The organism is Azospira sp., from assembly GCF_030247495.1.
Taxonomy (GTDB): Bacteria; Pseudomonadota; Gammaproteobacteria; order Burkholderiales; family Rhodocyclaceae; genus Azospira; species Azospira oryzae.
This window is the reverse complement of sequence record NZ_JAOTRW010000009.1, coordinates 62,254-78,020: the sequence shown is the minus strand read 5'-3', so window position 1 is coordinate 78,020 and position 15,767 is coordinate 62,254. Positions and strand designations below refer to the sequence as shown.

The following is a 15,767-nucleotide window of genomic DNA, read 5'->3' as shown; positions in this document are numbered from 1 at the left end:
GGGCTTTAGGCCCAGAAGCGCTTGAAGAAGCCCGACAGGCCGCTGCCCCGTTGCGGGTCCTGGCGGCAGTGGGCGGCGTAGCGCTGATCTTCCACCTGGATGTGCTGTACCAGCCAGTCCTTGAGGAAGTGCAGCAGGTCCAGGCTGATGGATTTGCCGGCGCTGACACCCTGGCGTTCGGCGGCGATGCGCTGCACGAAGGTCTCGTGCAGTTGCCGGTGGGCGGCCAGGTCCGGGTAGGCGGTGGATTCCATGAACTTCTCCTCGGCGGAGAAGTGGGCCACGGTGTAGCGTTCCAGCTCGTCGATCAGCACCAGGATCTGCTCCCGGCTGCCCTTGCCGACGATGGCGGACCACAGCCGGTTGATGGTCTCGAAGAGGGCCTGGTGCTGGGCATCGATTTCACTCATGCCCACACTGTAGCGGTCGTCCCATGTCACGATAACGGCGTCTTTTGCGCTCATTTGTTGTTAGCTCCCTGAAAAGTGCAACGCCCGGATTATAGGCAATTCCGCCATGCGTAAGCCGTTTTCTGCGGCGATTTTGTTCCCTGCGCTACGTAAGGGAGCGTTCAGGTTGCCGTCCGCCAAAAGGGATAAACTGGCGCCCTTTCCTCCATCGCAGCCTTCTTTTTGCCGCCATGACTGACCGCTATGCCGTTTTCGGCAACCCCATCGGCCACAGCAAGTCGCCCCTGATCCACTCCCTGTTTGCCGCCGCCTGCGCCCAGGACATGAGCTACGAAGCCCTGCTGGCGCCCCTGGACGGTTTCGCCGCGGCGCTGCGGGCCTTTGCCGACGGCGGCGGGCGGGGCGCCAACGTCACCGTGCCCTTCAAGGAAGAGGCTTTCCGCCTGGCCGACAGCCTGACGCCCCTGGCCGCCCGGGCCGGGGCGGTGAATACCCTGGTGCTGGAGGATGGGCACATCCTCGGCGACAACACGGACGGCGCCGGCCTGGTGCAGGACCTGCAGGTCAACCAGGCCCTGCCCCTGGCAGGCAAGGCCATTCTCCTGCTCGGCGCCGGCGGTGCCTCCCGGGGCGCCCTGGCGCCCCTGCTGGCCGCCGGTCCCTGCCGCCTGCACATCGCCAACCGCACTGCCGCCAAGGCCGCCGACCTGGCCCGGGATTTCGCCGACCTGGGCCCCGTCAGCGGCGGTGGCTATGGCGAGCTGGCCGGTCAGGGCTTCGACGTGGTGATCAATGCCACCTCCGCCAGCCTGGCCGGCGAACTGCCGCCTTTGCCTGCCGGCATCTTCAACGGTGGGGCCCTGGCCTACGACATGATGTACGGCCGGGGCGAGACGCCCTTCCTGGCCTTTGCCCGGCTGCAGGGCGCTTCCCGCCTGGTGGATGGCCTGGGCATGCTGGTGGAGCAGGCGGCGGAAGCCTTCCAGCTGTGGCGCGGCGTGCGGCCCGTCACCGCGCCGGTCCTCGACCGTCTGCGGCAGGGCTGAGGCGCCGTGCGCATCCTGCATTGGCTGAAGCTGGCGGCGGCCTGGGGCGTCGGCCTCCTGCTGGCCTACCAGTTGTGGCTGTTCGCCTGGGTGCTGTGGTGGGCCAACGTCAATCCCCACATGACCCGCTTCATGGAAATCCGCCAGGAAGAACTGTGGCTGAAGATGCCGGGGGCCAGCCTGCAGAAGCAGTGGGTGGATTACGAGCGCATCTCGCCTCACCTGAAGCGGGCCATCATCGCCGCCGAAGACGCCAAGTTCGTCGATCATGAAGGCTTCGACTGGGACGGCATCCAGAAGGCGGTGGAAAAGAACCAGCGCCGCGGCAAGGTGGTGGCCGGCGGCTCCACCATCTCCCAGCAACTGGCGAAGAACCTGTTCCTTTCCCCGAGCAAGACGCCCTGGCGCAAGGCCGAGGAGGCCGCCATCACCCTGATGCTGGAAACCGCCTGGTCCAAGCGGCGCATCTTCGAGGTCTATCTCAACGTGGTGGAGTGGGGCAACGGCGTCTTCGGCGCCGAGGCGGCAGCCCGCCATTACTTCAATGTCTCCGCCGCCCAACTGGGGCCGGAACAGGCGGCGAAGCTGGCCGCCATGCTGCCCAATCCCCGCTTCTACGACCGCAACCGCAGCGCCCCGGGGCTGCTGAAAAAGACCGGCATCATCCTGGGCCGGATGGGGGCGGCGGAACTCCCCTGAGACCGGCTTGCCCATACCCATGGGCGGGCCGTCGGGGCGCCGCTTGGGGATATCCCGTAGCCCGGTGGATTCCCGTGATTTTTGTCAAAGTCCTGACCCGGTGCGGTGCTAGAATGCGCCATCTTTTTGCGGCATCGCACCATTCCCCGGTTTGCCACCATGAGCGAAGAAATCCAGCACGCTGACGCCGATGAGCTGCAGGCGCGCCTCTCCGAGGTGCAGACCCTGCTCGCCCGGCATCACCTGGTGGAGGACCTGGTGCACAAGCAGGAGATGCCCCGCCACGAGCTGGTGGAATCCCTGGTGCACAAGCAGCACCTGAACGAGCTGCGCCACAAGCTGGACAAGATGCACCCAGCCGACGTGGCCTACATCCTGGAGGCCCTGCCCCTGGATGAGCGTCTCATGGTGTGGGACCTGGTCAAGGCGGAGCGGGACGGGGAAATCCTGCTGGAAGTGTCGGATGCGGTCCGGGAAACCCTGATCGCCAACATGGATTCGGACGAGCTGGTGGCCGCCGCCGAATCCCTGGATGCCGACGAACTGGCCGACCTGGCGCCGGACCTGCCCCACGAGGTGATCCAGGACGTCTTCCAGTCCCTCTCCGTGGAAGAGCGGGAGCAGCTGCGCGCCGCCATGTCCTACCCCGAGGACTCGGTCGGCTCCATCATGGATTTCGAAATGGTCACGGTGCGGGAAGACGTGACCCTGGAAGTGGTGCTGCGCTACCTGCGCCGCTTCGACGAACTGCCCGACCACACCGACCAGCTCTTCGTGCTGGACCGGGACGAGCGCCTGAAGGGCGTGCTGCCCCTCAACAAGCTGCTCATCAACGATCCCGAGTCCGAAGTGGCGGACGTCATGATCAGCGACTTCGTCCATCTGGAACCGGACGACGACGCCGAGGAAGCAGCCCAGGCCTTCGAACGCTACGACCTGGTGAGCGCCCCGGTGGTGGACCGGGACGACCGCCTGGTGGGTCGCGTCACCGTCAATGCAGTGGTGGACTTCATCCGGGAAGAATCGGAAAGCGAACTGCTGGCCCAGGCCGGTCTGCGGGAAGAGGAAGACATCTTCGCCTCGGTGTGGAACTCGGTGAAAAACCGCTGGACCTGGCTGGCCATCAACCTGGTGACGGCCTTCATCGCCTCCCGGGTGATCGGCGCCTTCGAAGGCTCCATCGAAAAGCTGGTGGCCCTGGCCGCCCTCATGCCCATCGTCGCCGGCATCGGCGGCAACTCGGGCAACCAGACCATCACCATGATCGTGCGCGCCATCGCCCTCGGCCAGATCCAGCCCGAATCGGCGCGGCGCCTGCTGCACAAGGAACTGGGCGTGGCCCTGATCAACGGCCTGGTGTGGGGTGGGCTGCTCGGCGTGGTCTCCTGGTGGCTGTACCACTCCTTCCAGCTGGGCCTGGTGATGACCGGGGCCATGACCCTCAACCTGCTGCTGGCTGCCACCGTCGGCGTGGTCATTCCCATGACCATGCAGAAGTTCGGCCGGGACCCGGCCCTGGGCTCCTCGGTGCTGATCACCGCCGTCACCGACTCCGGCGGCTTCTTCATCTTCCTCGGCCTGGCCACCCTGTTCCTGCTCTGAAGGGCGCCGCTCCCGACAATAAAAAGCCGCTCCAGGAGCGGCTTTTTTCATGGCGGCGATGCCGCCGCGACGTCCGGGTTCAGGCTGCCTTGCGGGCGGAATCCAGCTTGAACAGCAGGTCGTCCACGATGTCGTTGAGGTCCGTCTCGGTGAGACCGAAGAAACCGGCCACGGCACCCTTGCCCTTTTCCCACTCGCCGTCCTCGTTGAGGCGCAGGAAGGTGCCGACGATGCGCTCGGCCAGCAGGGCCAGGGCGATCAGGGTGCACGATTCGTCGGAGAGGCCGCTGCCGTCGTTGAAGACGGAGAAATCGTGGTGAGAGAGGATGGCGGAACTGACCGTCTCCGGCAGGCCCCAGTTGCGCGCCATGAGATAGCCGATGACGGCATGGTTGGTGCCGTGGATTTCGTCCTCGATGGCGGTGAAGGGCAGGTCGATGCGGCGGTTGGCTTCGCCCAGGGTCTTCTTGTAGTCCGGGTAGCGCCGCATCAGGATGGGGATGCCGCAGTCGTGGAAGAGGCCGAAGGTGTAGGCCGTGTCGCGGCTGGTGCCGGGCAGGATCTCGGCCAGCTTGGCGCAGACGCCGGCGCAGTAGGTGGCGCTGTCCCAGAAGCGGTCCATGGCATGGTTGTTCTGGGAGAGATTCTTGCGCAGCAGCTCGTTCACCACCAGGTTGAGCACGTTGTTGAAGCCCAGGCGGCCCAGGGCTTCGCCGATGGAGCCGACCTTGCTGCCGGTGGAAAAGAGGGGGGAATTGGCGCACTTGATGACGCCGGCGGCCAGGCCCACGTCCTGGCTGATGAGCCGGGCCACCTTGGTCGAACTGGCATCCGGGCGGTGCATCTCCTGGGCCAGGGCAGCGAGCACCGCGGGGCAGGGGGGAATCTCCACCCCGCGGAGCAGTTTGCTGACTTCGGTTTCGTCGATGGTACGCATGGGGAAAGGCTCTCGAATGTCGTTATTTAGGGCCTAACCCTAGCATCAACGGCGGCGCCGAAAAATATGGCTTTGGTTATACCGGCCGCAAGGCTTGGGACGGCTGGCGTTGGCAGGCCTGGCGGTATTCCGCGGCCAGCCGCGCGGCCAGTTCGGCCACCGTCGGCACGTCGTGGATGTTGGCGACGCCGTGACCGGCGCTCCACACGTCGCGCCAGGCCTTGGCCTCGTCGCCGCCGTAGTTGTGGTTGGCCTGGCCGCCGGCCGCCAGGCTCTCCTTGGTGTAGCCGGCCTTCTCCAGGCTTTGCCAGATGAAGTTGGCGTTGGTGCCGGAGACGGCGTCCGTATACACGATGTCCCGCGGGCCGGCGCTGACCAGCATGTCCTTGTAGGCCTGCTGGGCCATGGACTCCTGGGTGGCGATGAGGCGGGTGCCCATGTAGGCGAAGTCGGCCCCGGCGATTTCGGCGGCGCGGATGGAGGCGCCGTCGGAAATGGCCCCGCCCAGGATCAGCACTCCGTCCCAGAACTCACGGATTTCCCGCAGCAGGGCGAAGGGATTCTGGGTCCCGGCATGGCCGCCGGCGCCGGCGGAGACGGCGATGATGCCGTCCACCCCCGCCTCGATGGCCTTCTTGGCGTGGTAGGCGTGGATGACGTCGGAGAACACCAGGCCGCCGTAGCCATGCACCACCTCCACCAGCTTGCTGGGGTTGCCCAGGCTGGTGATGACGAAGGGCACCTTGTGCTTGACCACCAGGGCCACGTCCTCTTCCAGGCGGGTGTTGGAGTGATGCAGGATCAGGTTGATGCCGAAGGGCGCGTCCTTGGGGCCCAGCTCCTTATTCATGCGGGTCAGCCATTCATCCAGCTGGCTGGCGGGACGGGCGTTGAGGGAGGGGAAGCTGGCGGCGATGCCGGCCTTGCAGGCGTTGATGACCAGATCGGGGCCGGATACGAGAAACATGGGCGCAGCAATGGCGGGAACCGCCATCCGGCCCTGGAACAGAGCGGGAACGGGCATGTGAAACTGTCTCCTAAGATTGTGGTTTTTTTACGGCCCGACGGCTTAGTCGAAGTAGGACCGGGCAGCCTCGAAGCGTTCCGCATAGTAGCGGGCTCCCAGACTGTCGATTCGGATTCTGCCATTAGTTGCCGGCGCGTGCACGAAGCGGTCGTCGCCGATGTAGATGCCCACGTGGGAGTAGGAGCGGTTCATGGTGTTGAAGAACACCAGGTCTCCCGGCTTGAGGCCCTGGCGCGGTACGGGACGCCCGTTGCGGGCGATGTCGGCGGCGCTGCCGGAAACTTTCAGGCCCGCCGCCTGGCCATAGATGTAGCTGACCATGCCGCTGCAGTCCAGGCCCGCTTCCGGGTTCTTGCCGCCGAAGCGGTAGCCGGTGTCGATCAGGGAAAAGGCGTACAGCACCACGTCCTGGGCCTTGGCCGAGAGGGGCGCGGCGGCGCGCTCCGCTGGCCTTTCCGGGGGCGATGGCGGTAAGCTGCCGCAGCCGGCGAGGGCGGCGGCCAAGCTCAGGCAATGGATGAGCTTTCTAGTCATAACCCCAAGTATAAACGACGGTTTTTATAAAATTCCAACGACGAGACAAAGATGAAACTTGAGGATTCCAATCTGTTGCGCCAGCAGTGCTATCTCAACGGCCAGTGGGTGGGCGGCGAGAGCGACTTCCCGGTGCGCAATCCGGCCAGCGGTGCCGAACTGGCCCGGGTGCCCCGCCTCGGCGCCGCCGAGACCCGTGCCGCCATTGCCGCCGCCGATGCCGCCTGGCCGGCCTGGCGCGGCAGGACGGCGAAGGAGCGGGCAGGGGTGCTGCGCCGCTGGTTCGAGCTGATGAACCAGCATGCGGACGACCTGGCCCTGCTCATGACCAGCGAACAGGGCAAGCCTCTGGCCGAAGCCAGGGGCGAGGTGGCCTATGCTGCCTCCTTCGTCGAATGGTTTGCCGAGGAGGCCAAGCGGGCCTACGGCGAGACCATTCCCGCCGTGGCGGCGGACAAGCGCATGCTGGTGATCAAGCAGCCCATCGGCGTCTGCGCCGCCATCACACCGTGGAATTTCCCCGCCGCCATGATCACGCGCAAGGTGGCGCCGGCCCTGGCGGCCGGTTGCACGGTGGTGGTCAAGCCGGCGGAACAGACGCCCCTGACCGCCCTGGCCCTGGCCGAACTGGCCCACCGGGCAGGTTTTCCTGCCGGCGTCTTCAACGTCATCACCGGCGATCCGGTGGCCATCGGCGGCGAACTGACGTCCAACCCGACGGTGCGCAAGCTCTCCTTCACCGGCTCCACCGAAGTGGGCCGCCTGCTCATGGGCCAGTGCGCGCCGAGCATCAAGAAGCTGTCCCTGGAACTGGGAGGCAACGCCCCCTTCATCGTCTTCGACGACGCCGACCTGGATGCGGCGGTGGAAGGGGCCATGATCTCCAAGTACCGCAACACCGGCCAGACCTGCGTCTGCGCCAACCGGCTGCTGGTGCAGGACGGCATCTATGAGGCCTTCGCCGCCAGGCTGGCGGCAAAGGTGGCCACGCTCAAGGTGGGCGAAGGCACGGAGGCCGGCGTCACCCAGGGGCCCCTGATCGATGCCGACGCCCTGGCCAAGGTGGAGGCCCACATCGCCGACGCCGTGGCCCACGGCGCCCGGGTCTTGGCCGGCGGCCGGCGCCACGAGAAGGGCGGCACCTTCTTCCAGCCCACGGTGCTGGCGGACGTGACGCCCCAGATGCGGGTGGCCCGGGAGGAGACCTTCGGTCCGGTGGCGCCCCTGTTCCGCTTCCAGACCGAGGAAGAGGCCATCGCCCTGGCCAACGCCACCGAGTTCGGCCTGGCCTCCTACTTCTACTCCCGGGACATCGGCCGCATCTTCCGTGTCGGCGAGGCCCTGGAATACGGCATGGTGGGCGTGAACACGGGCCTCATCTCCAACGAGGTGGCGCCCTTCGGCGGCATCAAGCAGTCGGGCCTGGGCCGGGAAGGCTCCAAGTACGGCCTGGAGGAATACCTGGAAGTGAAGTACCTGTGTCTGGGGCTCTAAGCCCCTGCTCTGCAAGCTGGAAGGGACGGGCTTCCCCGGTGTGCCATGCCGGGGAAGCCCGTCCCTTCTGACTTCTGGGGTTGCCCGGTTTGCGGGCCCGGCTGTCTAGACGCCGTGCTGCTGCAGCCAGGCCAGCAGCCGCTGCCAGCCGTCGGCCGCGGGTTCGGGGCGGTAGCTGGGCCGGTAGTCGGCGTGGAAGGCGTGGGGCGCCTCCGGATAGACCACGATCTCGGAGGGATTGCCGGTAGCCTTGAGGGCGGCCCGCATTTTCTCCACCGTCTCCAGGGGAATGCCCTGGTCCTGGCCGCCGTAGAGGCCGAGGACCGGCGTCTTCAGGCTGGAAGCCACGTCCAGCGGGTGTTTCGGCGTCAGGTCGCTGGCGTTGCCCACCAGGCGGCCATACCAGGCCACCCCGGCCCGCACCGCCGGATTGTGGGCGCTGTACAGCCAGGTGATGCGGCCGCCCCAGCAGAAGCCGGTGATGGCCAGGCGCTCCGGATCGCCGCCGTTCTTCGCGGCCCAGGCGGCGCAGCCGTCCAGGTCGGCCAGCACCTGGGCGTCGGGCACCTTGGCGATGATGGTCTCCATGAGCTTGGGAATGCTGCCCACCGTGGCCGGGTCGCCCTGGCGGGCAAACAGCTGGGGCGCGATGGCCAGGTAGCCCTGCCTGGCCAGGCGGCGGCAGATGTCCTGGATGTATTCATGGACGCCGAAAATTTCCGACACCACCAGCACCGTGGGCAGGCGCTCGCCCTGCTCCGGCCGGGCGCAGTAGGCGGCAACGCTTTCGCCGCCCACCGGCACCTGGATGGCGGCGGTCCTGAGGCCGCTGCTGTCGGTCTTGATCTGGGTCTGGGCGCACACCGGCTGCACGGCCAGGGCGAATCCAGTGCCAATCGCGGCGCCGACGGCGGTGGCGACGAAGGTGCGGCGGTCCATGTTGTTATTGGGCACCAGGCTGTCGAATTCCGGGGAGGTGCTGACGCTCATGGCGGGCTCCGTTTCGGGTTGGGGAAACGTCAGCATAGGCAGCCGGCGGGGCTGGCGCAAATTGCCCGGCTCAGGTCTTGATCTGGCCGCCGCTCGGGCAACCCCGGCGGCCCGGTGCGACAGTCTGCCGCGCGACCATTTGCCTCATTCCGCCCCAATGTCCCTATCCATAGAATGGTTTTCCCCGGCCGCCGCCGGGCGATTGACCGTTCAAGAAAGGACATTCCATGGGGCTCCGTCACCTTAGCTGCGCCATCCTCCTGGCCCTGGGCTGCACCGCCGTCCATGCCGAACCCGCCGCCGGCGAGCGCTTCGCGCAGGCCGCCCAGGCCCACCGCCAGGGCGACTACCGCCAGGCCCTGCAACTGTGGCAACAGCTGGCCGAGCAGGGGCAGCGGGACGCCCAGTACAACCTGGGTCTGATGTACCGCTACGCCGACGGCGTGCCCCAGGACCTGGCCGCCGCCATGAAGTGGTACAAGCGGGCGGCGGAGCAGGGCGACCTGCAGTCCCAGTACGAAGTGGGGCTGATGTACCAGGAAGGGGTGGGCGTGGCCGCCGACCAGGCCGAGGCCCACCGCTGGTTCACCATGAACCGCCAGCACCACTACCACCACCTGGCCCACAATCCCCAGCTGGAGCAGTGGCGTCGGCAGGCTTCCGCCCTGCTGTGGCAGCGGGACATGCAGGAATCCCTGGCCCGCTCCCGGGACGACGGCCAGCAGGTGCTGGCCCGCCTGCAGGAACGCCTGCGCCAGGGCGACGCGCCCCGGGTGCAGACCGCGGCGGTGGCAGGAGACACCCTGGCGCGCTAGACGCCGGAGCGAAAAAACGAAGGGGCGCCCGCGGGCGCCCCTTTGTCGTTGACGCAGAATCGGCCTACATCAGCACGATGTCGTACTGCTCCTGGTTGTAGCTGGCCTCGGCCTGGAGGGATATGGCCTTGCCGATGAAGTCGGAGAGCATGGCCAGGGACTGGGATTCCTCGTCCAGGTACAGGTCGATCACCGACGGCGCCGCCAGGATGCGGTATTCCCGGGCATTGAACTGGCGCGCCTCCCGCAGCAGCTCCCGCAGGATCTCGTAGCACACGGTGCGGGCGGTCTTCACCTCGCCGCGGCCGCCGCAGGTGGGGCAGGTCTCGCACAGCACGTGGGCCAGGGATTCCCGGGTGCGCTTGCGCGTCATCTCCACCAGGCCCAGGGCGGTGAAACCGTTCACCGTCATCTTGGTGTGGTCCCGGGCCAGGGCCTTGTTGAACTCGGCCAGCACCGCGTCCCGGTGTTCCGGGTTCTCCATGTCGATGAAGTCCACGATGATGATGCCGCCCAGGTTGCGCAGGCGCAGCTGGCGGGCGATGGTCTGGGCCGCCTCCAGGTTGGTCTTGAAGATGGTGTCGTCGAAGTTGCGCACGCCGACGAAGCCGCCGGTGTTCACGTCGATAGTGGTCATGGCCTCGGTCTGATCGATGATCAGGTAGCCGCCGGATTTCAGATCGACGCGCCGGGCCAGGGCCTTCTGGATTTCATCCTCCACCCCGTGCAGGTCAAAGAGGGGCCGCTCGCCGGTGTAGTGGTCGAGCAGTTCCAGCACCTTGGGGGTGTACAGGGCGGCGAACTCCTTGAGCTTCTGGAAGTTCTCCCGGGAGTCGATGACGATGCGCGAGGTCTCCGGATTGACGAAGTCCCGCAGCACCCGCTGGGACAGGGACAGCTCCTGGTACAGCAGGTGGGGCGGAGCCACCCGCAGGGAGTTTTCCTTGATGCCGCGCCAGGTCTTGCGCAGGTATTCGATGTCGTTGGCCAGCTCCTCGTCGGAGGCGTTTTCGGCCATGGTGCGGACGATGAAGCCGCCCTTCTCGTCCTCCGGCACCAGACGGGTCAGGCGTTCCCGCAGCTGCTCCCGCTCCTGCTCGTCCTCGATGCGCTGGGAGACGCCGATGTGCTTCTCCTGGGGCAGATAGACCAGCATGCGGCCGGCGATGGAAATCTGGGTGGACAGGCGGGCGCCCTTGGTGCCGATGGGGTCCTTGATCACCTGCACCACCAGGCTCTGGCCCTCGGTGAGAATGCGCTCGATGGGGCGCATGCCGCCTTCGCCGTCGCCCTTCTCGCCGTTCTTTTCGCTATGGCGCGGCAGCCAGATGTCGGCCACGTGGAGGAAGGCGGTGCGTTCCAGGCCCACGTCGATGAAGGCCGACTGCATGCCCGGCAGGATGCGTACCACCTTGCCCAGGTAGATGTTGCCGACGATGCCGAGGGAAGCGGTGCGCTCGATGTGCAGTTCCTGGGCGACGCCCTGGTGCATCACCGCCACCCGGGTTTCCTGGGGGGTGAAATTGATGAGGATTTCTTCAGGCATGGGAAGGATGGGAAGACAGGTAAAATTCAGGTTTTGGCCCATTCTACCCCAATGCCTTCTACCCCCTCCGCCGGCGCCACCGCGGCCCCCCAGCCCGCTCGCCGCGGCCCCGAACTGCTGGCCCCCGCCGGCACCCGGGCCATGATGGACAGCGCCTTCGCCTTCGGCGCCGACGCGGTCTACGCCGGCCAGCCCCGCTACAGCCTGCGGGTGCGCAACAACGATTTCGGCAACATGAGCGTGCTGGCCGAGGCCCGCCAGGCCGCCCGGGAACTGGGCAAGCAGTTCTACCTGGTGAGCAACATCTTCCCCCACAACGCCAAGGTGCGGACCTATCTGGCGGACATGGAACCGGTGATCGACATGGCGCCGGACGCCCTGATCATGGCCGACCCGGGGCTGATCGCCATGGTGCGGGAGAAGTGGCCGCAGATGCCGGTGCACCTTTCCGTCCAGTCCAACACGGTGAACTACGCCGCGGTGAAGTTCTGGAAGAGCGTGGGCATTTCCCGGGTCATCCTCTCCCGGGAGCTGTCCCTGGACGAGGTGGCGGAGATCCGCCAGGAATGTCCGGACATGGAGCTGGAAGTGTTCGTGCACGGCGCCCTGTGCATCGCCTATTCCGGCCGCTGCCTGCTCTCCGGCTACTTCAACCGGCGCGATCCCAACCAGGGCACCTGCACCAATTCCTGCCGCTGGGACTACAAGGTCCATCCCGAGAACGAGTCCGCCGACGGCCGGCCCGAATCCAAGGTATGGCTGCTGGAGGAGAAGGAGCGCCCCGGCGAGCTGATGCCCATCGAGGAAGACGAGCACGGCACCTACATCATGAATTCCCGGGACCTGCGGGCCATCGAGCACGTGCAGCGGCTGGTGGAGATCGGCGTTGATTCCCTGAAGATCGAGGGCCGCACCAAGTCTCCCTACTACGCTGCCCGGGCCTGCCAGGCCTACCGCCGGGCCATCGACGATGCCGTCGCCGGCCGGCCCTTTGACGCCACCCTGCTCTCCGATCTGGAAGGTCTGGCCAACCGGGGCTACACCGACGGCTTCTACCAGCGCCACCACGACGCCGAGTACCAGAACTACCTCAAGGGCCACTCCGAATCCGAGCGCAGCCTCTACGTGGGCGACGCTACCGCCTTCGATGCGGAACGGGGCCTGATGCAGGTGGAAGTGAAGAATCGTTTCGCCGTCGGCGACCGGCTGGAAATCATCCATCCCGCCGGCAACCGGGTGCTGGCCCTGGAGCGCATGGAAAACAAAGCCGGCGAGCCGGTCACCGTGGCCCCGGGCAACGGCCACATCATGTGGCTGCCCCTGCCGCCCGACTGCCAGGGCGCCTACATCGCCCGCCTGCTCTAGCCCCTGGGGCAGCGGAAGGCGCCATGATTTCCCACCCGGCCTCCTCGGTGATCTCTGTGCCCTCTGTGGCTAACGCCTTTTAGGGCCGGCCCCATGCCCCATCTCGTCGTCTACATCTCCGGCCACGGCTTCGGCCACATCGCCCAGACCGGGCCGGTGCTCGATGCCCTGCGACAGCTGCAACCGGCGTTGCGCCTGACGGTGGTGAGCGGCGCCCCCGAGTTCAAGCTGCGCCAGCGCATCGGCCGCGACTTTGCCCTGGTGCCCCGGGCGGCGGATTTCGGCTTCGTCATGAGCGATGCCTTCCGCATTGACCGGGCCGCCAGCGCCGCCGCCTACCGGGACTTCCACGCCGGCTGGGAAGAACGGGTGGCGGCCGAGGTCGACTTTCTCCAGGGCCTTGATGCCGACCTGCTGCTCAGCAACGTGGCCTACCTGCCCCTGGCGGCGGCGGAGCGCCTGGGCCTGCCGGCCTACGCCATGAGCTCCCTCAACTGGGCCGATCTCTTCGCCCACGAGTTCGCCGGCGAAACCTGGGCGTCGCCCCTCCATGCCCAGATGCTGGCGGCCTACCGCAGCGCCCGCACCTTCTTCCGCCTGGCGCCGGCCATGGCCATGCCGGACCTGCCGCAGGCCCGTCTCGTGGACCCGGTGGCCCGGCTGGGAAGCAGACAGGACGGGCTTCTGCGGCAGACGCTGGGCGTCGGGCAGGGGACCCGGCTGGTGCTGGCGGCCCTGGGCGGCATCGCCACCCGGCTGCCGGCCCAGACCTGGCCGACGATCCCGGGCCTGCACTGGCTGGTGCCCGCTGCCTGGGGCGTGGTCCGCCCCGATATGAGCGCCTTCGAGCCCCTGGGCTGGGACTTCGCCGACCTCTTGGCCTCCGTGGATGCGGTGGTGGGCAAGCCCGGCTACGGCACTTTCGCCGAAGCCGCCTGCAACGGCACCCCCATGCTCTACGCCCGCCGCCCCGACTGGCCCGAGCAGGAGGCCCTGATTCCCTGGCTGCAGGCCCACGCCGTCTGCCGCGAGGTGGAAGAGTCCGCCTTGCAGGCCGGCGACCTGGGGGCTGCCCTGGCGGCCCTGTGGCAGCAGCCGGTGCCGCCCCGGCCCCAGCCCCGGGGCGCCCTCCAGGTGGCCGCCTGCCTGCATCAGGCCCTGGGCGGTTAGCTTCCTGTAAGGATGGCCGGGCTATGCTGCCGGCTTCTCCGACTTCCGCTTCCGCCCATGTCCCGCAAACAGGTGGTGCTGCTGACCCTGGTGGCCATGCTGGCCTTCGCCGGCAATTCCCTGCTCTGCCGCCTGGCCCTCCAGCAGGGCGGCATGGACCCCGCCTCCTTCACCCTGGTGCGCCTGGGCAGCGGCGCCCTGGTGCTGTGGACCATCATCCGCCTGCGGGGCTTCTCCGGCCTGCCCGGTAGCTGGGGCTCGGCCCTGGCCCTGTTTGCCTATGCGGCGGGCTTTTCCTTTGCCTACGTTTCCCTGGCGGCCGGCACCGGCGCCCTGCTGCTGTTCGGGGCGGTGCAGGTGACCATGATCGGCTACGGCCTGTGGCGGGGGGAACGGCTCTCGCCGCGCCAGCGCCTGGGGCTGCTCCTGGCCCTGGGGGGACTGGTGGGATTGCTGCTGCCGGGGCTGTCGGCGCCGCCCCTGGCCGGGGCCCTGCTGATGCTGGGGGCCGGGGTGGCCTGGGGCGTTTATTCCATCCGCGGCCGGGGCGCGGGGGATGCCACGGCGGTGACGGCGGGCAACTTCCTGCGGGCCGTGCCCCTGGCCCTGGGACTGGGGCTCCTGGCCCTGCCGGGCGTCAATTTCAATGCCGGGGGCGTGCTCTACGCAGTGCTTTCTGGCGGCATCGCCTCCGGTCTCGGTTACGCCCTCTGGTATGCGGCCCTGCGGGGCCTGCAGGCCACCACGGCGGCCACGGTGCAGTTGAGCGTGCCCCTGCTGACCGCCGTCGGCGGCACCCTGTTCCTGGGCGAGGCCGTCAGCCTGCGCCTGGTCCTGACTGCCGTTGCCATCCTCGGCGGCATCGCCCTGGTGATCCGGGCCCGGGCTGGCTGAGCTGCCCCGGGCTTACTGGAAGACCCGACCGCCCTCGCCGATCATGGCGAAGTCCACCCGGGTGGAGCCGGGGCGGTTGCGCTGGCTGAAATCGATGGCGTAGCCCCCCAGATCCACCTTGCGCATGGCCTGCAGGGCCTTGAGCACGGCCGGGCCGTTGCCGCCGCCCTGGCGCAGGGCGCTCACCAGCACCTTGGCGGCGATGAAGCCTTCCATGGAACGGGCCGACAGTTCCGGGTCGTTGGCGGCGGCCTTGAGGCGGCTGTATTCCCGGTTGAGGGAAAGGGTGTTCTGCTGTTCCAGGGGCACCACCACGGAGAAGGCGTAGCCCCGGGCCAGGCCGGGGCCCAGCTTGTCCAGCAGCTGCTGGGTGTCGATGATGGACAGGCCGTAGAGGGTGGCCAGGCCGCCCTTCTGCCGGTACTGGCGCACGAACTCGATGGCGGCGGCGGTGGTGGCGCCGAGGAAGACCGCCTGGGGATTGGCCTTGAGCACCGCATTGACGGCGGCTTCCACCTTGGTGGTGTTGCGCTCGTAGCCGGCCTGGGCCACCAGGCTGATGCCGTTGCGGGCGGCGGCCACCTCGGCCCCGGCGATCACGTCCGCGCCCAGGGCGTCGTCCTGGAAGACCAGCCCCACCTGCTTCTGGCCGAGTTGGGAGAGATGGGCGAAGAGGCGTTCCACCTCGTCCCGGTAGCCGGCCTTGACCACGAACACGCCGGGGGCGCCGATCACGCTGGAGGCGCCGGACACGGCCCCCACCAGGGGCACGTTGCTGCGGGCCAGGATGCCGTCCTTCACCAGGGCTTCCACGTTGTTGGTGCCCACGGTGCCGAGGAAGGCCACGGGCGGCTCCTCCTCCTTCAGGCTTTCCTTCACCAGGCGCAGGGTCTCCTCCGGCTTCTGGCCGTCGTCCTTGCGCACCAGGCGGATGGGACTGCCGTTGATGCCGCCCTGGGCGTTGATGTGGTTGATGTAGAGCCGGGCGCCGGCGGCGATGGCCTTGCCGGTGACGGCCTGGGGGCCGCTCAGGGGGGCGATCTGGGCGATCACGATGTCCTTGGCCTGGGCGGCCAGGGGCGCGGTCAGCAGGGCGAACAGGGGCAGCAGGCGGAGAAGGCGCATGGTCGGAACGGCTGGGCGGTAAAGAGGCGGATTCTCGGCAGGGGGCTATGCCCTGTAAATACGGGATTTCCGCCGTCAGGACGGTGGCCCCGCCAGGGGCTTTGGCGCTAAGC

General features: G+C 67.7%; 15 protein-coding genes. 8 read left to right on the top strand and 7 right to left on the bottom strand.

The window, feature by feature from the left end; genetic code table 11:
• Positions 1 to 5: 5 nt before the first annotated feature.
• The gene (locus tag OEL49_RS14015) at positions 6 to 464 is read right to left on the bottom strand and encodes a bacteriohemerythrin (protein WP_152089969.1); all 459 of its coding nucleotides are present in this window, start codon (positions 462 to 464) and stop codon (positions 6 to 8) included.
• Positions 465 to 640: 176 nt separating this feature from the next.
• Here OEL49_RS14015 and aroE point away from each other — a divergent pair, with 176 nt between their 5' ends.
• The 3 genes from aroE to mgtE all read left to right on the top strand — a co-directional run bounded on the left by aroE (position 641) and on the right by mgtE (position 3,757).
• On the top strand, positions 641 to 1,456 hold the full coding sequence (aroE, locus tag OEL49_RS14010) for a shikimate dehydrogenase (RefSeq protein WP_287875252.1): 816 nt from the start codon (positions 641 to 643) through the stop codon (positions 1,454 to 1,456).
• 6 nt (positions 1,457 to 1,462) lie between these two features.
• On the top strand, positions 1,463 to 2,155 hold the full coding sequence (mtgA, locus tag OEL49_RS14005) for a monofunctional biosynthetic peptidoglycan transglycosylase (protein ID WP_287875250.1): 693 nt from the start codon (positions 1,463 to 1,465) through the stop codon (positions 2,153 to 2,155).
• A 159-nt stretch (positions 2,156 to 2,314) separates the two neighbouring features.
• The gene (mgtE, locus tag OEL49_RS14000; RefSeq protein ID WP_014235556.1) at positions 2,315 to 3,757 is read left to right on the top strand and encodes a magnesium transporter; all 1,443 of its coding nucleotides are present in this window, start codon (positions 2,315 to 2,317) and stop codon (positions 3,755 to 3,757) included.
• A 79-nt stretch (positions 3,758 to 3,836) separates the two neighbouring features.
• Here the strand turns inward: mgtE and OEL49_RS13995 are convergent, their stop codons facing one another.
• The 3 genes from OEL49_RS13995 to OEL49_RS13985 all read right to left on the bottom strand — a co-directional run bounded on the left by OEL49_RS13995 (position 3,837) and on the right by OEL49_RS13985 (position 6,255).
• Entirely contained in the window at positions 3,837 to 4,694 is an 858-nt protein-coding gene (locus tag OEL49_RS13995) for an HDOD domain-containing protein (protein WP_014235555.1), read from the bottom strand.
• A gap of 76 nt (positions 4,695 to 4,770) precedes the next feature.
• Positions 4,771 to 5,718, bottom strand: a complete 948-nt coding sequence (locus tag OEL49_RS13990) for an NAD(P)H-dependent flavin oxidoreductase (RefSeq protein ID WP_014235554.1) — start codon at positions 5,716 to 5,718, stop codon at positions 4,771 to 4,773.
• 45 nt (positions 5,719 to 5,763) lie between these two features.
• Complete coding sequence (locus OEL49_RS13985; protein WP_205229757.1) at positions 5,764 to 6,255, bottom strand: C40 family peptidase; 492 nt, start codon at positions 6,253 to 6,255, stop codon at positions 5,764 to 5,766.
• A 51-nt stretch (positions 6,256 to 6,306) separates the two neighbouring features.
• Between OEL49_RS13985 and gabD the strand changes: the two genes are divergently transcribed.
• Complete coding sequence (gabD, locus tag OEL49_RS13980; RefSeq protein ID WP_287875245.1) at positions 6,307 to 7,749, top strand: NADP-dependent succinate-semialdehyde dehydrogenase; 1,443 nt, start codon at positions 6,307 to 6,309, stop codon at positions 7,747 to 7,749.
• A gap of 105 nt (positions 7,750 to 7,854) precedes the next feature.
• On the opposite strand, the gene OEL49_RS13975 is transcribed toward gabD, so the two are convergent.
• A complete protein-coding gene (locus tag OEL49_RS13975; protein ID WP_287875243.1) occupies positions 7,855 to 8,739 on the bottom strand; it encodes a dienelactone hydrolase family protein in 885 nt (294 codons plus the stop codon).
• Positions 8,740 to 8,966: 227 nt separating this feature from the next.
• Here OEL49_RS13975 and OEL49_RS13970 point away from each other — a divergent pair, with 227 nt between their 5' ends.
• Entirely contained in the window at positions 8,967 to 9,554 is a 588-nt protein-coding gene (locus tag OEL49_RS13970; RefSeq protein ID WP_014235550.1) for a tetratricopeptide repeat protein, read from the top strand.
• A gap of 64 nt (positions 9,555 to 9,618) precedes the next feature.
• Here the strand turns inward: OEL49_RS13970 and rng are convergent, their stop codons facing one another.
• Positions 9,619 to 11,100 (bottom strand): ribonuclease G, encoded by a 1,482-nt coding sequence (gene rng / locus OEL49_RS13965; protein WP_014235549.1) that lies wholly within the window; start codon positions 11,098 to 11,100, stop codon positions 9,619 to 9,621.
• A 51-nt stretch (positions 11,101 to 11,151) separates the two neighbouring features.
• Between rng and yegQ the strand changes: the two genes are divergently transcribed.
• From yegQ to OEL49_RS13950, 3 genes are all read left to right on the top strand, one after another.
• Positions 11,152 to 12,465, top strand: a complete 1,314-nt coding sequence (gene yegQ / locus OEL49_RS13960) for a tRNA 5-hydroxyuridine modification protein YegQ (protein WP_287875239.1) — start codon at positions 11,152 to 11,154, stop codon at positions 12,463 to 12,465.
• Positions 12,466 to 12,558: 93 nt separating this feature from the next.
• Positions 12,559 to 13,635, top strand: a complete 1,077-nt coding sequence (locus tag OEL49_RS13955) for a hypothetical protein (protein WP_287875237.1) — start codon at positions 12,559 to 12,561, stop codon at positions 13,633 to 13,635.
• Positions 13,636 to 13,692: 57 nt separating this feature from the next.
• Positions 13,693 to 14,529, top strand: a complete 837-nt coding sequence (locus OEL49_RS13950) for a DMT family transporter (RefSeq protein ID WP_287875235.1) — start codon at positions 13,693 to 13,695, stop codon at positions 14,527 to 14,529.
• Between the two features lie 12 nt (positions 14,530 to 14,541).
• On the opposite strand, the gene OEL49_RS13945 is transcribed toward OEL49_RS13950, so the two are convergent.
• Positions 14,542 to 15,654: an ABC transporter substrate-binding protein gene (locus tag OEL49_RS13945; protein ID WP_014235545.1), complete on the bottom strand. Its 1,113-nt coding sequence runs from the start codon at positions 15,652 to 15,654 to the stop codon at positions 14,542 to 14,544.
• Positions 15,655 to 15,767: the final 113 nt, after the last annotated feature.